This is a genomic window from Mycobacterium sp. SMC-4, assembly GCF_025263265.1.
In the GTDB taxonomy this organism is placed as follows: domain Bacteria; phylum Actinomycetota; class Actinomycetes; order Mycobacteriales; family Mycobacteriaceae; genus Mycobacterium.
On the sequence record NZ_CP079869.1, the window covers coordinates 5,521,995 to 5,545,812 of the forward strand.

At 65.5% G+C, this 23,818-nt stretch carries 23 protein-coding genes and 1 pseudogene; 14 read left to right on the plus strand and 10 right to left on the minus strand.

Annotated features, from left to right (window positions below):
- Window positions 1-9: 9 nt before the first annotated feature.
- From KXD98_RS26415 to KXD98_RS28625, 8 genes and pseudogenes are all read left to right on the plus strand, one after another.
- Window positions 10-1,443, plus strand: a complete 1,434-nt coding sequence (locus tag KXD98_RS26415) for a gamma-aminobutyraldehyde dehydrogenase (protein WP_260761239.1) — start codon at window positions 10-12, stop codon at window positions 1,441-1,443.
- A 38-nt stretch (window positions 1,444-1,481) separates the two neighbouring features.
- On the plus strand, window positions 1,482-1,826 hold the full coding sequence (locus tag KXD98_RS26420) for a hypothetical protein (RefSeq protein WP_260761240.1): 345 nt from the start codon (window positions 1,482-1,484) through the stop codon (window positions 1,824-1,826).
- Window positions 1,823-3,163: an NAD(P)/FAD-dependent oxidoreductase gene (locus KXD98_RS26425; RefSeq protein WP_260761241.1), complete on the plus strand. Its 1,341-nt coding sequence runs from the start codon at window positions 1,823-1,825 to the stop codon at window positions 3,161-3,163. The genes KXD98_RS26420 and KXD98_RS26425 overlap by 4 nt, the downstream gene beginning before the upstream one ends.
- 69 nt (window positions 3,164-3,232) lie before the next feature.
- On the plus strand, window positions 3,233-3,577 hold the full coding sequence (locus tag KXD98_RS26430; RefSeq protein WP_260761242.1) for a hypothetical protein: 345 nt from the start codon (window positions 3,233-3,235) through the stop codon (window positions 3,575-3,577).
- A gap of 21 nt (window positions 3,578-3,598) precedes the next feature.
- A complete protein-coding gene (locus KXD98_RS26435) occupies window positions 3,599-5,083 on the plus strand; it encodes an APC family permease (protein ID WP_260761243.1) in 1,485 nt (494 codons plus the stop codon).
- Window positions 5,084-6,082: 999 nt separating this feature from the next.
- Window positions 6,083-6,634: a YaeQ family protein gene (locus KXD98_RS26440; RefSeq protein WP_260765445.1), complete on the plus strand. Its 552-nt coding sequence runs from the start codon at window positions 6,083-6,085 to the stop codon at window positions 6,632-6,634.
- A gap of 417 nt (window positions 6,635-7,051) precedes the next feature.
- Entirely contained in the window at window positions 7,052-7,420 is a 369-nt protein-coding gene (locus tag KXD98_RS26445; protein WP_260761244.1) for a hypothetical protein, read from the plus strand.
- A 236-nt stretch (window positions 7,421-7,656) separates the two neighbouring features.
- Window positions 7,657-7,806, plus strand: a pseudogene (locus KXD98_RS28625) (SDR family oxidoreductase); the annotation flags it as partial.
- 255 nt (window positions 7,807-8,061) lie between these two features.
- On the opposite strand, the gene KXD98_RS26455 reads toward KXD98_RS28625, so the two are convergent.
- Window positions 8,062-8,742 carry a TetR/AcrR family transcriptional regulator gene (locus tag KXD98_RS26455; RefSeq protein ID WP_260761245.1) on the minus strand — a complete coding sequence of 227 codons (681 nt, stop codon included), beginning with the start codon at window positions 8,740-8,742 and terminating at the stop codon, window positions 8,062-8,064.
- Window positions 8,743-8,879: 137 nt separating this feature from the next.
- Between KXD98_RS26455 and KXD98_RS26460 the strand changes: the two genes are divergently transcribed.
- The 3 genes from KXD98_RS26460 to KXD98_RS26470 all read left to right on the plus strand — a co-directional run bounded on the left by KXD98_RS26460 (window position 8,880) and on the right by KXD98_RS26470 (window position 11,236).
- The gene (locus KXD98_RS26460) at window positions 8,880-9,482 is read left to right on the plus strand and encodes an NADPH-dependent F420 reductase (protein WP_260765446.1); all 603 of its coding nucleotides are present in this window, start codon (window positions 8,880-8,882) and stop codon (window positions 9,480-9,482) included.
- Window positions 9,483-9,579: 97 nt separating this feature from the next.
- Entirely contained in the window at window positions 9,580-10,575 is a 996-nt protein-coding gene (locus KXD98_RS26465) for a zinc-binding alcohol dehydrogenase family protein (RefSeq protein ID WP_260761246.1), read from the plus strand.
- Between the two features lie 247 nt (window positions 10,576-10,822).
- Window positions 10,823-11,236: a nitroreductase family deazaflavin-dependent oxidoreductase gene (locus tag KXD98_RS26470; RefSeq protein WP_260761247.1), complete on the plus strand. Its 414-nt coding sequence runs from the start codon at window positions 10,823-10,825 to the stop codon at window positions 11,234-11,236.
- 172 nt (window positions 11,237-11,408) lie between these two features.
- On the opposite strand, the gene dnaB is transcribed toward KXD98_RS26470, so the two are convergent.
- From dnaB to KXD98_RS26510, 8 genes are all read right to left on the minus strand, one after another.
- On the minus strand, window positions 11,409-12,803 hold the full coding sequence (gene dnaB, locus KXD98_RS26475) for a replicative DNA helicase (protein WP_260761248.1): 1,395 nt from the start codon (window positions 12,801-12,803) through the stop codon (window positions 11,409-11,411).
- 493 nt (window positions 12,804-13,296) lie between these two features.
- Window positions 13,297-13,752, minus strand: coding sequence for a 50S ribosomal protein L9 (rplI, locus tag KXD98_RS26480; protein WP_260761249.1), 456 nt, complete (start codon window positions 13,750-13,752; stop codon window positions 13,297-13,299).
- 19 nt (window positions 13,753-13,771) lie between these two features.
- Window positions 13,772-14,026 carry a 30S ribosomal protein S18 gene (rpsR, locus tag KXD98_RS26485; RefSeq protein ID WP_098003742.1) on the minus strand — a complete coding sequence of 85 codons (255 nt, stop codon included), beginning with the start codon at window positions 14,024-14,026 and terminating at the stop codon, window positions 13,772-13,774.
- A 41-nt stretch (window positions 14,027-14,067) separates the two neighbouring features.
- Window positions 14,068-14,580 carry a single-stranded DNA-binding protein gene (locus KXD98_RS26490; protein ID WP_260761250.1) on the minus strand — a complete coding sequence of 171 codons (513 nt, stop codon included), beginning with the start codon at window positions 14,578-14,580 and terminating at the stop codon, window positions 14,068-14,070.
- Between the two features lie 98 nt (window positions 14,581-14,678).
- Window positions 14,679-14,969, minus strand: a complete 291-nt coding sequence (rpsF, locus tag KXD98_RS26495) for a 30S ribosomal protein S6 (protein WP_260761251.1) — start codon at window positions 14,967-14,969, stop codon at window positions 14,679-14,681.
- A 141-nt stretch (window positions 14,970-15,110) separates the two neighbouring features.
- Window positions 15,111-16,727, minus strand: coding sequence for a glycosyltransferase family 87 protein (locus tag KXD98_RS26500; RefSeq protein WP_260761252.1), 1,617 nt, complete (start codon window positions 16,725-16,727; stop codon window positions 15,111-15,113).
- Window positions 16,724-19,090, minus strand: coding sequence for a transglycosylase domain-containing protein (locus tag KXD98_RS26505; RefSeq protein WP_313901258.1), 2,367 nt, complete (start codon window positions 19,088-19,090; stop codon window positions 16,724-16,726). The genes KXD98_RS26500 and KXD98_RS26505 overlap by 4 nt, the downstream gene beginning before the upstream one ends.
- A 256-nt stretch (window positions 19,091-19,346) precedes the next feature.
- Window positions 19,347-19,781 carry a DUF5318 domain-containing protein gene (locus KXD98_RS26510; RefSeq protein WP_260761253.1) on the minus strand — a complete coding sequence of 145 codons (435 nt, stop codon included), beginning with the start codon at window positions 19,779-19,781 and terminating at the stop codon, window positions 19,347-19,349.
- 101 nt (window positions 19,782-19,882) lie between these two features.
- Here KXD98_RS26510 and KXD98_RS26515 point away from each other — a divergent pair, with 101 nt between their 5' ends.
- The 3 genes from KXD98_RS26515 (at window position 19,883) to KXD98_RS26525 (ending at window position 22,582) form a co-directional block, all read left to right on the plus strand.
- Window positions 19,883-20,764 (plus strand): DUF1707 domain-containing protein, encoded by an 882-nt coding sequence (locus KXD98_RS26515; protein WP_260761254.1) that lies wholly within the window; start codon window positions 19,883-19,885, stop codon window positions 20,762-20,764.
- A gap of 117 nt (window positions 20,765-20,881) precedes the next feature.
- The gene (locus KXD98_RS26520) at window positions 20,882-21,427 is read left to right on the plus strand and encodes a PadR family transcriptional regulator (protein ID WP_260761255.1); all 546 of its coding nucleotides are present in this window, start codon (window positions 20,882-20,884) and stop codon (window positions 21,425-21,427) included.
- A 66-nt stretch (window positions 21,428-21,493) separates the two neighbouring features.
- Window positions 21,494-22,582, plus strand: coding sequence for an inositol-3-phosphate synthase (locus tag KXD98_RS26525; RefSeq protein ID WP_260761256.1), 1,089 nt, complete (start codon window positions 21,494-21,496; stop codon window positions 22,580-22,582).
- Between the two features lie 15 nt (window positions 22,583-22,597).
- Here KXD98_RS26525 and KXD98_RS26530 read toward each other — a convergent pair whose 3' ends face one another.
- Window positions 22,598-23,740 (minus strand): enhanced intracellular survival protein Eis, encoded by a 1,143-nt coding sequence (locus tag KXD98_RS26530; RefSeq protein ID WP_260765448.1) that lies wholly within the window; start codon window positions 23,738-23,740, stop codon window positions 22,598-22,600.
- Window positions 23,741-23,818: the final 78 nt, after the last annotated feature.

The window sequence follows — 23,818 nt, forward strand, 5'->3', positions numbered from 1 at the left end:
GGAGAATTCATGGCAGACGGTCAGCTCATGTACCTCGCGGGCGAGCACGTCCCCGCCGCCAGCGGCGCGACCGAAGCGGTCATCAACCCCGCCAACGGGGAGCAGATCGCCACGGTGCCGCGCGGCGATGCCACCGACGTCGATCGCGCGGTTGCCGCGGCGGAGGCTGCGTTCGAGGGCTGGGCGGCCACCACACCGGGTCAACGTGCCGAGCTTCTCCTCAAGCTCGCTGACCGCCTGGAGGCTCACGCCGAGGAGTTCGCGCAGCTCGAGTCGCAGAACGTCGGAAAGCCGATCGCGATGGCGCGCGACGAGGTTCCCTTCGGCGTGGACAACATGCGGTTCTTCGCGGGCGCCGCACGCGTTTTGGAGGGTCGGGCCGCCGGCGAGTACTCCCCCACGCACACCAGCATCATCCGCCGCGACCCGCTCGGCGTCGTGGGCAGCGTAGCGCCGTGGAACTTCCCCCTCGTCATGGCGATCTGGAAGATCTGTCCGGCGCTGGTGACCGGAAACACGTTGGTGCTCAAGCCCAGTGAGCAGACCCCACTGAGCACGCTGCGCCTGGCCGAGCTGGCCGCAGACCTCTTCCCGCCCGGCGTGTTCAACGTCGTCACCGGCCACGGCGACACCGTCGGCGCAGCCCTGACCTCCCACCCACGGGTGCGCATGAGTTCGCTGACCGGCGACACCGCCACCGGAAAGGTCGTGGCCCGCGCCGGCGCCGAGAACCTCAAGCGCCTGCACCTGGAACTCGGCGGTAAAGCTCCGGTACTGGTCTTCGACGACTGTGACGCCGAACTGGCCATCACGAAGATCTGCGAGGGTGGGTACGGCAACTCCGGCCAGGACTGCATGGCGGCCTCCCGCGTCTACATCGCCGACGGCATCTACGACGAGTTCGTCACCGAACTCACCCGCGCCGTGAGCAAGGTGGCCATGGGCCAGCCCACCGACGAGTCCACCGAGATGGGCCCGGTGATCTCCGAGCGCCAACGCGACCGAGTGGCCGGCTTCGTCGACCGGGCCATCGCCTCCGGCCCTGCATCCCTGGCCGTCGGCGGCCTCGGCTCCGGACCCGGATTCTGGTACAAGCCTTCGCTGGTGGTCGACGCCCCCCAGGATTCTGAGATCGTGCAGAAGGAGGTGTTCGGCCCCGTCGTGAGCACCACCCGCTTCCGCAGCGAAGAGCAGGCCTTCGCTTGGGCCAACGACGTCGAATACGGTTTGGCCGCATCGGTGTTCACCCGTGATGTCGGCCGCGCCATGCGCGCCGCCCGCAAACTGCAGTTCGGCACCGTCTGGATCAACGACCACCTACCGATCGTCTCGGAGATGCCCCATGGTGGCTTCAAGCAGTCCGGACACGGCAACGACATGTCGATCTACTCCGTCGAGGAGTACACCGAGATCAAGCACATCATGATCAACCTTGAATCCTGACCAAACATTCAGCTGCACAACTACTTTGGAGTCGTCCGATGACTGTTCCCAGCCGCGCCGTAGTAGCCGTGAACCTGTTTTCGATGTTGCCCGGCGTGGACCCGGCTGACTTCGAGCGTTTCTCCACCGAGGTGGACCGGCCGACGTGCCTGGCCCACAACGACATCGTTCGACGCTTCGAAGCCTTCCGCGTGAACGACGCACCCGACGGCGCCCCCGCCGACATCCTGGAAGTCATGGAGGTCACCGACTGGGCGGACTGGGAACAACTCCGAGACAACCACCCCAGCATGAAGCCCGTTATCGAGGGCTTCGACAAACTCGTCGACCCGGCCACCGTCCGCACCTACTTCACCCATCCCATCTCGGGAGAATTTCAATGAGCACCACCAACGCGAACAACCCCGTTATCCCTCTCTATGACGCCATCATCATCGGCGCCGGGCACAACGGACTGATCACTGCCGGTTACCTCGCCCGAGCCGGCAAGAAGGTCCTGGTCCTTGAGGCTCGCGATGTCGTCGGCGGCGCCTGCACCAGCGAAGAGTTGATCCCCGGCTCCACCTGGTCCTCCTGTGCCTTCATCGCCAGCCTGCTGCGCCCTGAGATCATCGCCGACCTCGAACTCGAGCGCTACGGCCTGGAGATGTACCAGACCGAGGCCAATGAGGTCAGCATCTTCCCCGATGGCAGCCACCTGTTCGTGTGGAAGGACATGGACAAGACCCTCAAAGAGATCGAGAAGTTCTCCAAGCGCGATGCGGGCGCTTTCCTGGAGTTCGGCCTTCGGGTCAAGAAATTCGCGTCCATCCTCACGCCCTTCCTGTTGTCCCCTGCCCCGAGCCGCTCGCGGGTCTTGGCCGCGTTCGAGGCCGCCGGCGCCGAAGATCTCTTCAACGAAATGGTGCTGCTGTCAACCAAGGATCTACTGGACCGCTATTTCGAGAACGAGCACATCAAAGGCCTGTTCACCTTCTTCGGCATGATCTCGGTGTGGGGCGGCCCGTCCACCCCGGGCACCAGCTACGTCTACGGACACCACTCCGTTGGTGAGTTCAAAGGAACGCTCGGCCAGTGGGGCTTCGTCAAGGGCGGCATGGGTGGCATCACCCAAGCGATGGCCCGCAGCGCTGAAGCCCACGGCGCCGAGATTCGGCTCGCCTCACCGGTCAAGCAGGTCGTGGTCACCAGCGGCCGGGCGTCCGGTGTCAGGCTCACCAATGGCGAAATCATCTCGGCGCGCGCCATTATCTCCAACGCCGACCCCCAGCGCTCCATGCTGCAGCTGCTGCCGGAGGGGGCCGTGGACGCAAGACTCACCGCCAAATTGAAGGACTACGACGCCCGCGGCTCGATGGCCCGAATCCACCTCCTTATCGACGAATTGCCCGACTACATCGGCTTTCCCAAGGGAGTGCAGGGGCCCCAGCACCAAGCGCAGGCGATCATGGGCGCGTCGATCGAGAACTTCGAGCGGGCCTGGGAAGCTGAGCGCCGCGGCGAGATCCCCGACGACTTCGTGATCGAAGCTGTCATCCAGTCCACCCACGACGCGACCCTGGCCCCGAAGGGCAAGCACACCATGACTCTTGGTGTGCAACAACTGCCGTTCGAGCTGGCCGGCACCGACTGGGACACCATCCGCGAAGAGTGGGCCGACAAGGTACTGGAAGCGCTGTTCCGCTATGCGCCGAACCTGCGCGGACACATCCTGGAGTGAGTCGTCATCACCCCGAAAGATCTTGAACGCGACTACGGTCTGACCGGCGGCAACATCTTTCACGGCGCGATGTTCTTCGACCAGCTGTTCAACAACCGGCCCACCCCCGAACTGGCCGACTACCGCACCACCGTGGACAACTACTACCTCTGCGGCTCGGGGACCCACCCCGGCGGCGGTGTGATGGGCGCCAACGGCCACAACGCCGCCCAGGTCGTCATCGCCGACCTCAACGGCACACCCGCGCCCACAGCCGAAAGGGTCGGCCCCGTACCCAAAGCCGGCGTCATCGATCGCGCCATGGAATTGGTCATGGACACCAAGACCGGCAAGAAACTGGGCTACACCGTCGCGACCACCCCCGCACTACGCAAGGTCGTCAAATTCGCCGCTCGCAGCAAAACCACCCGTTGATCACACCACCAAGGAACCCCCATGCTTCAGCAGGATGACCCTCAGCCCCTGGCCACCGCTAAAGTCTCCCCGGACGGGTCGGAGGGCCTGGCCCGCAATCAGGTAGGCGTTCTCGGCATCGTGTTCTTCGTCATCGCCGCCGCATCTCCGCTGACTGTGGTGGTAGCCCTGTTCCCGGTGATTATCGGATCGGGCAATGGCGTCGGCATCGCAGGCGCATTCGTCCTGACAGCCCTGGTCCTCACCGTCTTCGCGGTGGGTTATGTCGCGATGAGCAAACACATCACCAACGCCGGAGCCTTCTACGCCTTCATCACCCGGGGGCTGGGGCGACCGATGGGTCTCGGCTCGGCCTCGCTGGCCATCTTCGGATACAACGCCATCCAGTTGGGGGTCATCGGCGGATTCGGCTACTACGCATCCGAATTCATCACCACGCACACCGGCACCGTCATCCCGTGGTGGATACTCTCGTTCCTGGCAATGGGAACATCACTGTTCCTGGGGGTCCGCCAGATCCACGTCGGTACCCGGGTGTTGGCCGTGCTGCTCACGCTTGAGACTGGCATCATCCTGCTGCTCAACATCGGCATCCTGGTCAACTCCCCAACACCGATCAGCGACTACTCGTTCGAGCCGTTTGCGCCGTCAGCGGTCTTCGCGGGCGCCATCGGTGTGGCACTGATGTTCGCCCACGCCTCCTTCATCGGATTCGAGGGCACCGCCATCTACGGCGAGGAGGCGAAGGATCCCAAGCGAACCGTCCCGCGAGCCACCTACACCGCGGTGATCTTCATGGGGGCCTTCTACTCAGTCACCGCGTTCCTCATCGTCAATGCCGTTGGCATCAACAGGGCGGTCGGTCTGGCCGAAACCGAAGGCGGGAACCTCGTGTTCGCGGTCAGCGATACTGTGCTCGGCGGTGCCGCCACCGAGGCGTTCCAACTGCTGATCATCACGGCCCTGTTCGCGGCGATCCTGACCTTCCACAACAACGTCGCCCGCTACCTCTACTCGCTGGGCCGCCAGGGCGTCATCTGGGCACGACTGGGCACCACCCACCCGACCCGCCAATCACCGGCTCTGGCCTGCTACGTCCAGATCGGCATGGTTGCCGTTGTGGTAGTGATCTTCGCCCTCGTCGGTTTAGATCCCTACACCACGCTGTTCACCTGGTGGACCGGCGTCGGGGCTGCCGCGATCATCCTTCTGCAGACCCTCGCCAGCATCGCCATCTTTGTCTTCTTCCGCCGCTCGGACGTCGATAAGCGGCCATGGAACACGTTCATCGCACCACTGCTGGGTATTGCTGGGCTGTTGCCGTTCCTCTGGTTTGCCGTTACCGGGATGGACGTGCTGCTCGGTGGTGGCGGCTGGCTGCAGACCATCTTCACCATCATGCTGTTCGCCTCGCTGGCCATCGGCATCGTCGGCGCCTACCTCATCAAGGCGCGCTCCCCGCAGCGCTACGCACAGCTCAACTCCACCCTCGGGGACCGCACGTAGGGGGTCGCGCCGAACAGGCCGGCGGAAGGTGTCATTATCTCCTGCCGGCCTGCAGAGCAAACCGCCGCGACCCGAAAACTCGAAGAGCACAACACCGTCGCACCACACCGCCTCCGGGCGTCTCGACCAGCGCTACCCAACTTGCGGCGACACCGACTCATTCCAGGTTTGGAGTGAGGCGGGTGTGCTCTGTGTACCGTTCTCCCCAAGGAGTAGAGCACGTGTCAACGCCCCAGGCGGCCAGCCCCGACAGCGCGACAGACGCTGCAGTTCTGCTCGCGGCGCAGTCCGTCGCTGGCGGCCATTGGTAGGTCGTCCACTGGACCGGCACCAGGCCTCAGTGTGCTCAACATCCTGATCACCGCGATGGGTAGCAATGGCCAGCTGACCACCTTGGAAGCAGAGCCGCGGCGAAAGAATCCAAAACGCTGGGCAGGACGTTGCGCGGCAGGTTGAACAGAGACCACCAGGCCAGGAGTCCGCCCAACGAAGCCGGGTGCACGTCGAGATCGGTCACCGAACCGACCGTGAACGTGCACTGCGGATACAGTCGCCGCGCATGGTCGACCATGCGCGGTGAAAGATCGATTCCGGACTCCAGCTGCTCCCACCGCCACGGCCAGGGGGGAGATAGGTGGCGGCCCGGCTCTCGCCCAGGCTGAGCTGATCGGCATCGCCGCTCTGGCGGCGCACACCGTGCGGGCCACCGGTGAGCACGATCGAGGGGACTTTCAGGCGCTCGACCGGTGTGTGTCGTGGTCCAGAAATCCCGGCCGCAGACAAGGGCCGCCTTCCCCTCGCGACTGAGCTGCTCCTCTGAGGGCGCCAAGATCTCCTCCACTCTGGTTACCTCTCAACCACGTACTGGGGGTGGCTATCGCGAAAGGCGGCATTCATGGCGGCGGCGGTGGCGGCTCACTGCACGCCGCGCACACGCGGCCCGACCAACTCGACACGACCCGCCTGATCGGGGATTGCCACCCGGGCGGACAATATGACGTGGCCCTTTCCGCAACAGTGTTCAAGGTCGAACTCGGCGTCGCCGACGTCGATCACGGCTACTATGCCGATCACTCGCTGACGGTGGCCCGGCATCCCAGCGAGACCGATGAGCGGATGGTGATGCGGCTGTTGGCGTTTGGGCTGCGTGCACATCGGCTCGACGACGTCGACGGTGAGTTGGCGTTCGGCGCCGGCCTGTCCACCCCGGGCGTACCAGACGTGCGACTGGCCGACCATACGGGGCGGATCCTGGAGTGGATCAACGTCGGCCAACCCGACGAACGCGTCTTGGGCAAGGCGGCCGGCCAGGCCGAACAGGTGCGACTGTTCCCATTCGCCGCCGGCGTGGCCACCTGGTGGCGCACCATCGGTCCCAAGGTTGCGCGGCTGGAAAACCTGTATGTGATGCGCATACCGTACGAGCCGGTGCAGCAGCTCGCTGAAACAGTCGATCGACGGGTCGCGGCGCAGGTCATGATGATCGAAGGTCAGGTGACGATGACCGTGGGCGAAGTCGACGTCACGTTCACACCCGAGCCACTGATGTGACAGAGGCGCCGCGGCTGTCAGCGAGCCCGTCGGCATTCTGTACTGCCCCGGCAGGTTAGTCGAGAAGGTGTGACAGTGGGTCCTCGGCGAAAACGTGGATGCCGCTGTGGTTGGCGCCGGCGGTGAGGCGCTCGGGCTCACCCACCGGACCGACACACCCCCCGACGTCTCGTTGGTTTCGGTGGACGCAACCAAGCTTGTACGGTTCACGATGACTGTCGAGTCTTGACCAGAACACGACCGACGTCCGCCGACTCGAACATGGTCGGTCAGAGGCTAGCCGATGTCCGGTCTGGCGAACACTCGCGCTCCGCGCCGTTTCCCCGCGAAATCGGTCACCCGGGCACAGTTGGCCACGGAGATGCGTGTGACGCTGGCGAGGCCGTGCCGACATCTGCCGAGGTCTAGCGTGGTGGGATGGGTTTGTTCAGTCATGCGGAGCCCGCCGAACCAGCCGACGGCGTTTGCGGTGGCGCCAGCGGCGGTGTTGTTGAGCCAGCCAGCCGTGGCGAGGTAAGCGAATACGGGGTGGATGAACCGGTGGTGGTCGGCCCGGGGCTACCGCCTGAAGATGGTTCGTGCGGACAGTTCGCCGTGCAATTTCATGTATCGACGTCGATGCTGATCGGACTGAAACGCATTGCCGATCTGCGTGGGGTGAGCGTGCCAGAGGTATGCCGGCAAGTGATCGGTGTATTCGTTGCCCAGCAAGAGGGCGAGCTCGATGCACTGCTTGCGGCCGAGACCGAGGCGGCTGATTACCGGCCTCGCTTGGATCAAGCGTGATCGCGCCCATGGTCAAGTCGGCGCACGCACCACGCAAGTCTGCAGAGCCGCAACGCCATTGCGTACCGTTCGGCGATGCCACGGCTAAGGCGTTCAGCGCTCCGCTGTGAGTCCCCGCAGCCGGTTTCCAAACGGGGCAGGACCAGACCTATGTCGAGATGCAGCGAAGATAGACAGGACACGCCGTCTACGCGGCCTCGAGGAAGGCCCTCGAAGCACTCACCCGCAGCCTTGCCCTCGAACTAGGCCCGCAGGGCATTCGGGTCAACTCCATCGCCCCCGGCCCGACAGCGACCGACTTCAACGGCGGAGCCATGCGCGACAACGAATCCATGCGCGTGGCACTCTCCGAACAAACCGCGCGGGCGAGTGGGCCACCCAGATGAGGTCGCCGACGCGATATCAACCCTCGCGACCCGTGAATTCCGCTGGGCAACGGGTGAACGCGTCGAGGTATCCGGTGGCGCCTTTCTGTGACTGGAGTGCGGCGCACTTGTGCTTTGTGGCGGGGTAAAGGGCAGCCCCAAACTCGGCGGGCACCGCGGCGCCCTGCGGTTCCGGTCTGCCGAGGGCCAAATCCTCGCTCCAGCGACGTCAACCCATCTGCGCTCGGACTCGGCATAGACGTTTCTCCACCGAGTTCAACGGCGTTTGAGCTCTTTGCTGTTGGCGGTCAGGACTTCATCGGACATATCGGGATCCGCCTGGGCGATGGCGCGGGCAATAAGTTGTGCGCCGACCAACTGGCTGAACAGTGCGATGGCCTGCTCTCGCGCCCTGCGTGGATCGAGCTTGGCGTTGGTCTGCTTCGCGCTGCCACGGAGTAAGTCAGTGATGGCGGCGATGTAGCCCTGCAGGCCACGCCGGTATTCCTGTTGGGCCTGAACCCCATGCCGTCCCGCGTCGGCTGCCAGAGCAGCGGAAGCACATCCTTCTTCGGGGTGGTCGCGGTGGTAGGTGCTCAGGTAGCTGTCGATGATGGCGTTCAGGGCCGCCCGGCTCGAGCGGGGATGGGCGCCAATCAGAGCGTCGACGGAGTCCAGAGAGTCGGTGAATCCCTGGTTGAGTACTTCCAAGGCGAGGTCTTCCTTGGAGGAGAAGTGGTTGTAGAACCCGCCATGGGTCATCCCGGCCGACCTCATCAGCTCGTCGATGCCCACTCCGTCGATCCCGCGGGCTCTGAAGCCTTGACCGGCGGCAGCCACGATGCGCGCGCGGTTGCGCTCCTTCTGCGGCCGTGAGATACGTGGCAACTGATGTCCCTCCACGACGGGATATTGAGTCATCACCAGTGCGCGATGGCGCCCGTCATCAAAACTCATCTTAACCCAACGCTGGGGACCGGACGGCGGAGGTGTGGGTCCGTCGCGCGCCGGCTTTGGGTTGACGATTATTGATGACGCATGACAGCATTATTAAATGACGGCCGTCATCAATACTTGTGGAGATCGGGGTGAACATGAACTTCGGAACCATTGGCGCCGGCACCATCGCGCAGGCCCTAGCCCGGCATTTGGTGACGGCCGGGCATCGCGTGATGTTGAGTAACAGTCGCGGTCCGTCCACCTTGGGACAGGTCGTAGCCAACCTGGGGCCGTTGGCCTCGGCGGGGACGGTCGCGCAAGCTGCTGAGGCCGACGTGGTGTTTCTCACGGTGATGTGGCCGGACATCCCGGCCGCGTTGGCTGACCTGTCCCCGTGGGAGGGACGCATCCTGGTCGACTGCACCAACCAGTTCGCGCGACTGGACCCCGTCGAAGTGGCCGACCTCGGCGATCAGACCGGAAGCGAGTGGGTCGCCGCCCACGCGCCGAATGCCCGTGTGATCAAGGCGTTCAACACACTGCACGCCGAGTACATCGCGTCAGACCCGCGCCACCCAGTCGGACGGCAACTGTTGTTCTACGCCGGCGACGACGCCGCCGCAAAGTCAACCTTTCGTGAGTTGGTCGACAGTTTCGGTTTCGCCCCGGTCGACGTCGGAGGCTTGCGGGACGGCGGCCGACTGATGCAGGTCGACGGTGGCCCGCTGTCGGCTCTGCATGCCCTCAGACAGGACTAACCGGCCCCCCGTGCCCGCCGCACCGCCGGTAAAACAACGCCCGGTGCCAGCCCAACCCCATCGTCGGCGGGACGAAACCCGCGGAACTAGAGGAGCAATGAAAGCACTGGCCTACGAGCAAGCACACCCGTTGACCGCGTACGCGATAAATCTGATCGACGTAGACGAGCCGCGACTCACTCAGGGCGACTTACTGGTCGAGATCCACGCGATCGGCGTGAACCCCGGAGAGGCGTTGATCCGTTCGGTACGCAGCGCCGAGCCAGGCGGGCGGGTGATCCTGGGCTGGGAGTTCGCGGGTGTGGTCATCAAGACCGGCACCTCGGCGAACGGGTTCACCGTCGGTGATCGGGTGATGGGCACCGGCGATGTCACTCGGGATGGTTGCTGGGCGCAACAGCTGGCCGTGGACCATCGAGTGGTCGCCAAGATCCCCGACCAGCTCTCTTTCGCGGATGCCGCATCGTTACCGATCGGCGCCCTGACCAGCTGGGAGGCGATATTCCGCGACCAGCTGAGCCTCCCGCCGGGAGTGGAACGGGTTCTGGTCGTCGGCGGCGCCGGCGGGGTTGGATCGTTGGCAACGCAGCTGCTGAAGGCAAGAACTTCAGCGCTGGTCATCTGCACCGCCTCCCGCCCGCAGTCACAGGACTGGTGTCGCGCGATGGGCGCCGATCTGGTGGTCGACCACACCGCGGATGTGTGTGAGCAACTGGCGCAGGCCGATATTCATCAGATCGACATGGTGCTGTCGACCGCAGAGACCGCGACTAAATTCGCCTGGATCGCCTCACTCCTGCGGCCCTTCGGTCACCTGTCGGCAATCGACCTCAGCGGCCCGGTCGACCTCGCACCGCTGATTCAGAAATCCATATCGCTGCACACCGAAATGGTGTTCAGCCAGATAAGTGGCGGCACAGACCCCAGCAGTCAGGGCCGAATTCTTCAGACCATCAGTGAATACGTCCTCAGCGGCCAGGTGCGTCCGATCGTGACCACCCAACTCGCGGGCCTGACCGTGCACAACATGAAGATCGCCCACACGTTGCTCGAAAGCCGCCACACCATCGGCAAGATCGTGATCGAGATTTGAGCGCCGACAGCGACTTCCCGGGCGCATCGCGCGCGCCGGCACCCACCCAAGCCGGCGCGGAAACCACGCCGGATCACCGCCTCTGCCGTACGCCTGCACGGCATCCGATGGAGGTGATGCGCATCTGGAACCAACCACATGTGGCCGCCGTCGGGCGCCCCACCGCTGCAAACGCTCCGCCGCCAGTCGCCAATGGATCGCGGCGAGATCCGTTGTCCACCAGAATAATTCAACGAAGGGCCACGATATGACTGGCCCAAGACAAGTAACCGAAACACTGATCGACGAGTTCCGGGCCAACGATGGCAAACTCGCCAGCTTTGGTGATATGCCCCTGCTGGTATTACACAGCACCGGCGCCAAGACCGGGGACGAACGCCTCTCGATCTTGATCTATCAGGATCTGGGCGGGAGCTGGGCGATATTCGCCTCCAACGGAGGATCGCCCAACAACCCCGCTTGGTACCACAACATCATCGCCAACCCCAGAGTGGAGATCGAAGTGGGGAGCTCAACGCACAAAGCCATCGCGCGGGTAGCTAACGAAGCTGAGCGGCGACGAATTTGGGGAGCCCAAAGAGAAACAATGCCGGAGATCGACGACTTCGCAGCCCGCTCCAGTCGCGTCATCCCGGTAGTCGTACTCGACCCTGTGCCCTGACTAGAGTGTTGTTGCCCTGGGCCAACGCGTTGCCATCGGTCTGCCTCGAGAATCCATCGCCGACGCAATTGATCACACCGCCACTCGATGTACTCTGACTCGATATTCTCCCAGTGTGACCGTATTGACGTACGGACATCGGGACGAGACCCTGCGTCCCGCACACCTCCTACTACTGCTGACGCGCCATATTCGCAAAGCGCGACAGGTGCAGCTGGTTCGTGACGGTGATGGTCTTTGTCGGACCGTTACGGTGTTTGGCCACAATGAGATCCGCTTCTCCCCCGCGTGGGTCGTCGCGGTCGAAGGCGTCCGGACGATGCAGCAGAATGACCATGTCAGCGTCCTGCTCGATGGCACCGGACTCGCGCAGGTCCGACAGCATCGGCTTTTTGTCGGTGCGCTGCTCAGGTCCACGGTTGAGCTGGCTCATTGCCACCACCGGGACTTCCAGTTCCTTGGCCAGTAGCTTGAGCTGCCGAGAAAATTCGGAAACTTCTTGCTGGCGCGATTCGACCTTCTTGCCCGACGTCATCAGCTGCAGATAGTCGATCACGACCAACCGCAAGCCGGCCTTCTGGCTGAGTCGCCGCGCCTTGGCGCGTATCTCCATCATCGTCAGGTTCGGCGAATCGTCGATGTAGAGCGGTGCTTCGCTGATTTCGCTCATCCGCCGCGCCAACCGTGTCCAGTCGTCGTCGCTCATCCGGCCCGATCGCATGTCGGCGAGCTTGATTTTCGCCTCGGCAGACAGCAGGCGCATCACGATCTCGGTTTTGCTCATCTCCAACGAGAAGACCACCGAGGCCATCCGGTTCTTGATCGAGCACGACCTTAAAAAATCTAGTCCTAGGGTTGATTTCCCCATACCGGGCCTGGCCGCGACCACGATCATCTGCCCGGGATGCAGGCCGTTGGTGAGCTCGTCGAGGTCATCGAAACCGGTTGGCACACCGCGCGACACCCCGCCTTGGGAGGCGATCGCGTCGATCTCGTCCATGGTGGGCTGCAGCAGTTCCTCGAGCGCGACGAAGTCTTCCGCCGTGCGGCGTTCGGTGACGTCGTAGATCTCGGCCTGGGCCCGGTCGACGATCTCGGTGACGTCGGCGCCCTCGGCTCCGGCGTAGCCGTACTGCACCACTCGAGTGCCGGCCTCCACCAGTCGGCGCAGCAGCGCCTTCTCAGAGACGATGCCCGCGTAGTACCCGGCGTTGGCCGCCGTCGGCACCGTCGAGATCAGCGTGTGCAGATAGGGCGCACCGCCGACCCGGCGCAGCAGCCCGCGCCGATCCAGCTCGGCGGCCACCGTCACCGCGTCGGCAGGCTCACCTCGGCTGTAGAGGTCAAGAATCGCGTCGTAGACGTTCTGGTGGGCCGGGCGGTAGAAGTCCCCGGGACGCAGCCGTTCGAGCACGTCGGCGATGGCGTCTTTGCTCAGCAGCATGCCGCCGAGGACGGCCTGCTCGGCGGCCGGATCCTGCGGCGGCTGCCGCCCGAAATCCTCGCTGGGCGGTGGCTCCGCCCGCACGGTGTCACCGGATCGACCCAGGTCATCTACGACAGCCACGTAGCGTCCCTACCCCCTCCATATTCGATTCGAACACCGTTTCGAGGGACTGTAGGTACGGGGTCTGACATTGAAGTCGCGCCGCCCGGAACCACTCCCGCGACGGCCAACGCTAGACGTTGCTGGCCCACACGCAACCAGCACTTGTTAGTGAACGTGTGGATGGAGTGTGCATAGGTCCGGTGGGCCATGTTGAGTCCTTGGGGAGAACCTGTGGATCAACGCCGCTGTTTATCCTGTTCACGCTGCTGAACGCACCATAAGCCGCTGGCAAGACTGTGGATGACAAATTGGTCGGCGTGTCGTGGCCGGCAACGGCTTCGGGCGTGTTGTGTTACCGGGCGGGACCGGGCAGGTTAACAGCTGATGTTGTTCGCTGTGTCCGCTTTTTCCGGAAGTGTTCGCCAGAGCAGGTTTCTCGGCACAGCAACGGCCGGGTCGGGACCTCAGTGGCCCGACCCGGCCGTTTTACAGTAGAGGCGGTCGCCGGCGATTAGCCGGCGACCACGTTCAGCGACAGCGTCGCGTTCACATCCGGGTGCAGATGCACCGTCACCTGGTGGCTGCCGACCGTCTTGATGTGCGCCTTGGGCAGGTGCACGGTGCGCTTCTCCAGGTTCGGGCCGCCGGCCTTCTTGATCGCCGCGACGACATCTGCCGCGGTGACCGAACCGAACAGCTTGCCCGAATCGCCAGCCGTCTTGGCCGACAACTCGACACCGTCGAGCGCCTCGATCGCCTGCTTGAGTTCCCTGGCGTGCTCAAGGCTCTTGACGCCCTTGAGCTCTTGGGCTCGGCGGATGTCATCGGCCTGACGCTGCGCACCCCGGGTGGCCACAATGGCCAAACCGCGCGGCAGCAGATAGTTACGGCCGTAACCGTCCTTTACCTCGACCGTGTCACCAGCCGTGCCGAGGTTCTCGACCTCGGCGGTCAGAATCAGTTTCATCGTTTCGTCCTGTCCTGGCTCAACGCGCCGACGAGCTGAACGGCAGCAGCGCGACCTCACGGGCGTTCTTCACCGCAATCGCGATATCGCGCTGGTGCTGAACGCAATTGCCGGTGACCCGGCGGGCGCGAATCTTGCCGCGCTCGCTGATGTAGGTGCGCAGCAGAGCGGTGTCCTTGTAGTCGATGTCCTGCCCCTTCTTGGAGCAGAACACGCATTTGCGTGTCTTGACCGGCTTTTCCGGCGCCGGGCGACGCTTCGTCGATTTGGCCATGTGTCTATCTCTTTCTCAAATTCGCTATGAGTTGTGTGGTTTCAGAAGGGCGGCTCGTCGTCGCTACCACCGAAGGACCCCGATGCGGGGGCGCTGCCCCACGGGTCCTCGGCCGGCGCGCTGCTGGCTGCCGCGGCGCGCGATCCGCCGCTACCGCCGCCACCGAAACCGCCGCCACCGCCGCCGCTGCGGCTGGCCTTGTTGACCTTGGCAGTGGCATACCGCAGCGATGGCCCGATCTCATCGACCTCGACCTCGACCACGGTGCGCTTCTCACCCTCGCGGGTCTCGAACGAGCGCTGCTTGAGCCGGCCGGTGACGATGACGCGAGACCCACGGGTCAGGCTTTCGGCCACGTTCTCGGCGGCCTCACGCCAGATGTTGCACCGCAGGAACAGCGCCTCGCCGTCCTTCCACTCCCCGCTCTGACGGTCATACATACGCGGAGTCGAGGCCACGGTGAAGTTGGCCACCGCGGCACCCGAAGGGGTGAAACGCAGTTCCGGATCTGCGGTCAGATTTCCGACGACGGTAATGGTGGTGTCACCAGCCACGAGTTCCTCCTGTGCAGTGCTGTCTGCTCTTCGCGCAAGCGCTCGATCGCCAGGCGTTGGGCGCGAGCCTACGCAGCGGTTCCGACGAGCGGCGCCCTTTAGTGCGTGTCGGTCCGCATCACCTTGGTCCGCAGCACGGACTCGTTGAGGTTGAGCTGGCGGTCGAGCTCGGACACCGTGGCCGGCTCGGCCTTCACATCGACCACCGCGTAGATGCCCTCGGCATGCTTGGCGATCTCGTAGGCCAGGCGCCGCCGGCCCCAGATGTCGACCTTGTCGACAGAGCCGCCGTCCTTGCGGATGACGTTCAGGAACGTCTCCAACGACGGTGCGACAGTGCGCTCGTCGAGCGTGGGGTCGAGAATGACCATGATTTCGTATGGACGCATAAGGAACCCATCACCTCCTCTGGTCTGGTCGGCCACGGCGTGTCCGCGGCAGGAGGGTCGCCTGCGTCGGCAACCGGGCCAGGTTACAGGAATGCCCGCTGATCTGCGAAATCGCGTCGCGGCCGCCGCGACTTCGGCGCGCTAACGGACGGAGAGCGTCGTTTCGCGCGCCGAAATCGCTGAGTCCGCGGGCCGCGGGCGCAGCCAGTCCGGCAGCCAGCGCGGCGGCGCGTCCGGGGCCCCGGCGAACACCCCACCGGCGGGGTCGTCGACGCCGGCACTGCGCACCAGGTCCAGCGAAGGCCGGTAGATCTGGCGCACCACCAGCGCGCACAGCGTCAGCACCGCGATGTCGCGCAGCGCGACGGTGGCGGTGAACCACTGCTCGGGTAGGCCGCGGTTCTGTTCACCGAACAGGTAGAGCATCCGCGGCACCCACACCAGCATGTCGATGGTCATCCAGGCCAGCAGAATCCGGCGGTGCGGCAGTGCCAGCACCGCCAGCGGCACCAGCCACAACGAGAACTGCGGACTCCACACTTTGTTGGTCAGCAGGAACGCCGCCACCACCAGGAACGCCAGCTGCGCCACCCGGGGCCGGCGCGGCGCCGTCAACGCGATGTAGCCGATCGCGATGCAGCACCCGGCGAACAGCGCGGCACTGAACAGGTTCAGCACCGTCGGTGGTTCCCAGAACCCGAGGTCGGGATCGAAACCCCGCCAGCCGGTGAAGGACTTGATCACGTTGTAGATCGAGTCCATGTCGTCACCGCGGCGTGTGTTGAGCCGGAAGAACTCCGACCAGCCGCGCGGGAACAGCACCATGATCGGCAGGTTCACCACCAGCCAGGCCGCAACGGCGGTCACCGCGGTCTTGCCGACGTCGCGCATCCGGCCGGTCCGAATCGCCAGCAGCGCCAACGGAACCAGCAACAGCAGCGGATACAACTTGGCTGCCACTCCCAGACCGATCAACACCCCGGCCAGCACAGGTCTTCGGCGCGCCCACGCCAGTAGCGCTGCTGCTGCGAAAGCTGTTGCCAGCGCGTCGAAGTTGGTGAAGATCTGGAAGATGACGATCGGTGAGGCTGCCACCAGCGCGGCGTCCCAAATGCGGCGCGGACCGGCCAGCATCGCCGTCGCCCACACCGTGGTCAGCCACGCCAGCGCCAGCCCGAACGCCGCGATGTTGAAGAACATCACCACCTCGGCGATGATCGGCACGGCCACCAACTTCGTCAGTGCCGTATAGGTTTTCGCCAGCGTCATCGACAGATACTGATACAGGCCCGTGAGCACCGGATACTCCATGTAGCGCACCGCGGGCTGCCCGTCATAGGTGGTGTGCGGGTTGTTCTGGGCGTCGGTTTCGATCCAGCTCGACTTGTACGGGAACTTGCCGAGGTGCAGCAGTTCTGCCGTGTAGAGCGGCACGGTGTCGGAGTAGCAGAGCTGGTAGTAGGCGCGGTTGTTCTCCCAGTTGCCGACCCGCTGGTCGGCGGTGCCGGTACCGGTGGTCTGAAGGCAGGCGGCCTTCGTCGAATAGCCCAGCGCCAGAAAGATCAGCGCGATGACGAACATCACCCGCAGCGGCGTCATGAAGCGGGTGCGTCCGATCAGCGCGTGCCGCCCGACGGGGCCTCCGATGGTGCCGGCCAGCGCGGCGCCCAGGGTGTCGGTAAGGCTGGGGCAGTCGCGGTCGTCAAGGCTCCGGAGGTCTTCTGCCGGCCGAGCCGGCGAGTCGTCGGGCCCCGTCACGGTGGCGGCGGACCGGGCGGCAACCCGGGCGGCGGCGGTGCGCCCGGGGCCACGGGGACCGGCGGCGCGCCGGGAGCCCCCGGTGGCGGCGGCGCGATGACCTCAGGTCCCGGCGGCACACCGACCGGCGCCGGCGTGGGCGGTCCCACCGGCACCGTCGTCGGCGGACCCCAGGGGATGGTGATGCCAGGCGCGATCTCCAGCGTCGGCTGAATCACCGTCTCCGACGGTTCAGTAGGTGTGGTCGTCGTGGGTGGCGGCGGCGGTGGCGGCGGCACGCCGGCGTACCCGCCGATCTCCGCGGGCCGGGGGAACGACTCGTTGTCGGTTCCGCTGAGCGCCCCGTCCATGGTGGACTTCCAGATGTCGCTGGGCAGGCCTGACCCGTACACCGACGAACCCCACTGATTCACCAGCGGTTTGGTGCCCTCAGTGGTGCCGACCCACACCGCGGTCGACAACGATGGAGTGAAGCCCACCATCCAGGCGTCGCGGTTGGCTCCGGTGTCGCCGAGCTGGTTGGTCCCGGTCTTGGCCGCCGACGGACGCCCGCCCGCCAGCGCGTGACCATTGGAGTACGCGGCGATCGGCTGCATGGCCGCGGTCACGTTGTCGGCCACGTCCTTGTCGATGCGCTGCTCGCCGGAATTGTCCTCCGAGCCGGCGTCGAACAGGACCTGGCCTTCGCTGTTGACCACCTTCTGCACGAAGTGCGGCGTGCGATAGACGCCGGAGGCCGCCAGCGTCGCGTAGGCCGAGGCCATGTCGATGACGCGGGACTGGTACTGGCCGAGCACCACACCGTTGTTCGGCGGCCCGCCCTGCCCGTCCTCGGAGAGGGTGTGTTCCACGCCGGGGAAGCTCTCGGCGATACCGGCCTTGTGCGCGGCCTCGGCGACGTCGGCCGGACCGTTGTCGAGCTCGAGCATCAGCCGGTAATAGCTGGTGTTCAGGGACCGCTTCAGCGCCTCGGCGATGTTGCATCGACCACAGCTGCCGCCCTCGACGTTGTTGATCTCGATGCCGTTGACCGATAGCGGCGAGCTGTCGACCTGATAGCCCAGCCCCATGCCTTGCTCCAGCGCCGCGATCAGGGCGAACACCTTGAACGACGACCCGGTGGGCAGCCCGGCCTGGGCAAAGTCGAAACCGTTGGCGTCCGAGCCGCCGTAGTACGCCTTCACCCCACCGGTTTTGGGGTCGATCGAGACCACCGCGGCGCGCATGTCGGGGTCCTGTCCGTCGAGATACTGCTCGACGGCGTCCACTGCGGCCGACTGCGCCTGCGGATCGATGGTCGTGGTGATCTGCAAGCCCTCGGTGTTGAGGGTCTGCTCGCTGATGTTGAACAGGTTCAACAGCTCGGTGATGACCTGCCGCTCGATCAACCCGTTGGGCCCGGTGGTCTGGTTCTGGGTGAACGCCACGTCCGGTGGGATCGTCGCCGGGAACACCTGTGCCGCACGGTCCTGCGGCGACAGCGCACCGATCTGCACCATGCCGTCGAGCACCCATTGCCAGCGCCGGTCCGCGCCGTCGGGGTCTACCGCGGGGTCGAGCACCGAGGGCAACTGGATCAGTGCGGCCAGCAGCGCGCCCTCGGCGACGGTGAGCTCTTCGACGGGTTTGTCGAAGTAGGCCTTCGACGCTGCGGCGATGCCGTAGGAGCCGCGGCCGAAATAGATGATGTTCAGGTAGGACTCCAGCACCTGGTCCTTCGACCACTCGCCGGACATCTTTGTCGAGATGACCAGTTCCTTGGCTTTTCGGATCACACCTCCGACCCCGGAGCGGGCATCGCCGACCAGCGCGTTCTTGACGTACTGCTGGGTGATCGTCGACCCGCCCTGCAGGTCACCGCCGAAGATGTTGTTCCTTGCTGCGCGCAGGAACCCGGTCAGCGAGAAGCCCGGATTGGAGTAGAAGTCCCGATCTTCGGCGGCCATCACCGCGTCGCGGACGTGCACCGGGATCTGATCGATGCTGACGTCGACGCGGTTGCCTTCCGGCGGAACGATCTTGGCGATCTCGCTGCCGTCGCTGGCCAGGATCGTCGAGACCTGCGCGGTGCGGATGTCACCGGGGCTCGGAACGTCGACGATCAGGTAGGCCATGCCGAAGGTCACCATGGGCAGCACGATCAGCACCGCCACCGCGGCGATAAGCCCGCGCCGCAGCCAGGTCCAGTTCAGCTGCTGACGCAGGCTGGGCCGCCGGTCCGACGGGCCCCCGCCGGACGGTCCGCCGGTTCGCGGCCCGAGGCCGGGTGGCGGGGGCGGTGGCGGCGTGGCGGGCCGACCGTCGAGTGCGCGCTTGACCGCGTCGATCGGGTCGCGCAAGTGGGCCGGACGCTCGTCACGCACCGGCGGCAGGATGGCCGTCGCCCGGTCGTCCGGCGGGCCCGGACGGGGACCGCGCGGTGTCTGCCGCGGACGCGGGCTGCCCTCACCGGTTTGACGCCCGGGCGGCTCGCGGCGCGGCTGCTCCGGCCGGGACTGCTCCGGGCGTTGCTGATCGGCCCGAGGCCGGTTGCGCTGTGGTTGGTTGTGGCGTGCGCCCCCGCCCTCAGCCCCGCGCCCGTCACGCGGGTCGTTGACTGACGGGTTTTGGCGCCCTTCGCTATTCACTGGCCGTCCGCGCGTTCGTGCGCGCGGTCTCGGTCCGGGGTGCTCGGCGCGAACCCTTCGGGGGTGGAACGGCGCCGAGGACATACGACTTGACCAGGTGATTCCAACTGCACGTGCGGCATACCTCCACCACGTGGACGGAGAACTCGTCGTAGCGGGTCGCCAGCAGGACCAGCTCTTCTGCGGTACGGGCCGAGCCCGACACCGCGCCCAGATGATCACCGAAGACCCACGACACCAACGTCAACTGTTCCTTGCGGCAGATCGGGCACATCACCGAGCTGGGCTTGCCGTGGAACTTGGCGGCGCGCAGCAAGTAGGGGTTAGCGTCACAGACCTCCGTGACGCCGGTGCGCCCGGAGTAGACCTCCGCGAGCAGGGACCGCCGTCGTAGGGCGTAGTCCACCACCTGTCGCTGCAATCGCACGAAGACCAGAGTACGTCGGCGGCGACGGCGCCGAGGCGAGACATCTCCGTCAGGCGGGTCCGTCCTGCGCCCGAAGGTGTCGCCCTCTTACCATCTACGGCGTGGCTTCGGGCAGCTCAGCACGGCGAACCGCGAGTACGCGCGCCAAAGACAGCGACCGCAACGAGACATGCCAGATCCTCGACGCAGCGCTGGCCGACGGCCAGCTGTCGATGACCGAGCACGGTGAGCGGGTCAAGACCGCCACCGGCGCGGCCACGCTGGGCCAGCTTCAGGACCTGGTGTCCGACCTGCAACACACGGGTCAGACGCTCGACGTCCCCGTCATCACCAAGATCGTCAACCGCGGTGTAGCCACCGACCGGGCCGGCTGGGGTATCAAGGCCGCGATCGCCGGCGTCCTGGTGGTGCTCGGCGTGGCGATCGGCTGGGGCCTCTACGGCAACACGTCCTCGCCGCTGGATTTCACCTCCGACCCCGGCGCCAAGGACGACGGCATCTCCGCCACGGTGCTGACCGCACCCCGGCAGTTGCAGTCACTCGGCGGGTTGACCGGGTTGTTCGAACAGATGCGCAAGAAGTTCGGCAGCACCATGGGCTACGAACTCGACATCCACGCCGACATGGCCTACCTGGACCGGCCCGACCCGCAGGACAACCGCCGCAGCCTGACCTACCACTACCGCGGCGGTTGGGGTGTGCCGACCGGATCTCCCTCCACCGTCGGCGCCGACGAGCGGCTGGTCGACCTTTCCGGCTTCGATTTCGAGAAGACGTTGGGCATCCTGCGCGGTGCCCCCGAAACCGTGGGCATCAGCCGCGCCGACGTGCGGGACACCTGGATGCGGATCCAGCCATCCAAGGATCCGGCCACCCCGGAAGCGGTGACGGTGCAGATCATCGTCAACAGTGATTTCGGTAACGGCCGAATCGAGCTCTACCCGGACGGCAGCACGCTCGCTGTTTGGCCCGCAAACCGCTGACCTGCGATGAACCGTCGCGCGATGGCACGGTTGTGGCACGAAATATATCGGCGCGATACTATTGCGCGAGGTGTTGAAACGTCCTAACGGCGACGAACAGAAACGGGGGTGCCGCGGATGCTCGAACTGGCCGTCCTCGGTCTGCTCCTGGAATCGCCCATGCACGGCTACGAGCTGCGTAAGCGGCTGACCGGACTGTTGGGCGCGTTCCGCGCCTTCTCCTACGGTTCGCTCTACCCGGCCCTGCGGCGGATGCAGGCCGACGGATTGATCGTCGAGGACGCCGCACCGGAGGGCACCGTGAAGGTGCGGCGCGCGCGCCGCGTGTACCAACTCACCGAAGCCGGCAAGCAACGCTTCACCGAGTTGGTCGCCGACACCGGCCCACAGAACTTCTCCGACGACGGCTTCGGCGTCCACCTGGCGTTCTTCAATCGCACTCCGGCTGAGGCAAGGATGCGCATCTTGGAGGGCCGCCGCCGTCAGGTCGAGGAGCGTCGAGAAGGTCTGCGTGAAGCCATCGCGCGGGCAAGCAACTCGTTCGACCGCTACACCCGCCAGCTGCACCAACTGGGGTTGGAGTCCAGCGAGCGGGAAGTCAAGTGGCTCAACGAGTTGATCGCGGCAGAGAGATCAGCGCAGGGTCGCGCTGAACAGCTCTGACCACACCGCGCAGTAGCAGCAGCCACAAATACCGAAAAGCACTGAAGGACAAGAGGAGAAGCCGTCATGACCGCAAGCAATGACGTCCGGGTCGCCATCGTCGGCGTGGGCAACTGTGCGTCCTCGCTCGTACAGGGCGTGCAGTACTACAAGGACGCCGACGAGAACGCCACCGTGCCCGGCCTGATGCACGTCAAGCTCGGCCAATACCACGTGCGCGACGTCAAGTTCGTCGCCGCGTTCGACGTGGACGCCAAGAAGGTCGGCTTCGACCTGTCCGAGGCGATCTTCGCCTCCGAGAACAACACCATCAAGATCGCCGACGTCCCGCCCACCGATGTCGTGGTGCAGCGCGGACCGACGCTCGACGGCATCGGTAAGTACTACGCCGACACCATCGAGGTCTCCGACTCCGACCCGGTCGACGTCGTCAAGGTACTCAAAGATGCCCAGGTCGACGTGCTGGTGTCCTACCTGCCGGTCGGATCCGAAGAGGCCGACAAGTTCTACGCCCAGTGCGCCATCGACGCCGGTGTGGCCTTCGTCAACGCGCTGCCGGTCTTCATCGCCTCCGACCCCGTGTGGGCCAAGAAGTTCGAAGATGCCGGCGTCCCGATCGTCGGTGACGACATCAAGAGCCAGGTCGGCGCGACCATCACCCACCGCGTGATGGCCAAGCTGTTCGAGGACCGCGGCGTCACGCTCGACCGGACCTATCAGCTCAACGTCGGCGGCAACATGGACTTCCTGAACATGCTCGAGCGTTCGCGGCTGGAGTCGAAGAAGGTGTCCAAGACCCAGGCCGTGACCTCCAACCTGTCGGGGTCGCTGGCCGGCAAGATCGAGGACAAGAACGTCCACATCGGCCCCTCCGACCATGTCGCCTGGCTCGATGACCGCAAGTGGGCCTACGTGCGCCTGGAAGGTCGCGCCTTCGGTGACGTGCCGCTGAACCTTGAGTACAAGCTCGAAGTGTGGGACTCCCCCAACTCGGCCGGCGTCATCATCGACGCGGTGCGCGCCGCCAAGATCGCCAAGGATCGCGGTATCGGCGGCCCGATCGAGGCCGCCTCGGCCTACCTGATGAAGAGCCCGCCCAAGCAGCTGGCCGACGACGTCGCCCGCGATCAGCTGGAGAAGTTCATCGAGGGCTGAGGGCCTCCAGAAGCCTCAGAAGCCGTAGCCCAGTTCGGCGGGCACCGACGAGGCGAAGGCGGCGTCAAGCGCCGCCACCTCCTCGGGGTCGCTGCAGCGCAGCCGCTGCGCGGCAGCGAACGACGACGCGCGGTGCGCGCCGAGGTACAGGCTGCCGAGCACCGACAGATCCGTGTGCACCTGCGCGGGCGCGTCCGTCGGGGTGCACTGTGCTTGTCCGGCGCGCACCTCCAGCGCGAATCGGCCACCTCCGCCGAGGACGGTGTCCGAAACGTCGAGCACCACAGCCACATCCGCGGAATATGTGCGCGCCTGCAGCACCGCCGGGATATCGAGCATGCGCAGCCACAGCCCGTCATGGGCTCCGGTGTTGCGCACGAGCCGGGGATCGGTCAGCAGGTACGGCAACGTCTGGTCCGGATGACTTTCGATGGTCACCGTCGCCATCAGGTCCAGGCCGAGTAACACGCGCCACAATGCGATGTAGGCCTGCGGTGTCGCGGCCGCGAACTTCGTGATGCGCGCGGTGTCCTTCTTCTCGCCGGAGTGCACCCGGTACATGACGAAACCGTCGGGATGCAGCAGACAGAAGTGCTCGCTGCCGCCGTCGCGCGACTGTTCGCGATCGGCCAGCAGCTCATCCCACAGCCGGGCCGGGGTGTATAGGCCGCCCGGGGTCTGCCGCCGCCACCGTTCGTAGATCTCCTCGAGATCACCGCGATGCTCGGCGGCGCGCACGACACGGACACCGCCGGGATCGGGCACGTTCGGATGCCACCGTGCGCGCTCCCGATCGACCGCGAGGTGCTGCCAGATGGTGGCCGGTCCGTAGCCGAACCGTCCATAGATCTCCGCCTCGCTGGCCTCCAACCCGGCGATCGGGTACCCGCCCATGCGACTGTGCAGTTCGGCGAACATTCCACGCAGTGCCCCGCGGCGGCGGTGCGTCGGCGCCACCGCCACCCACGACACGCCCGCCATCGGCAGCACCGCGCCGCCGGGAACGGTCAGCTCCAGGTCCAGGAACATCGCACTGCCGACGACGTCTTTCCCGTCACACGCGACGACGGCACTGTCGGCTGTCACCATCGAACGCCACGCGTCGATGGTCTCCGGCGGTTGCCAGACGCCGAATCCGGTCGCTGCGATCAAACCCATCGCCGACCAGTCGGCCTCCTCGGCGGTGCGGAACGTCAGGCTCCCATCGGTGGCTGTCACCGTTCGACCGTGGCACAC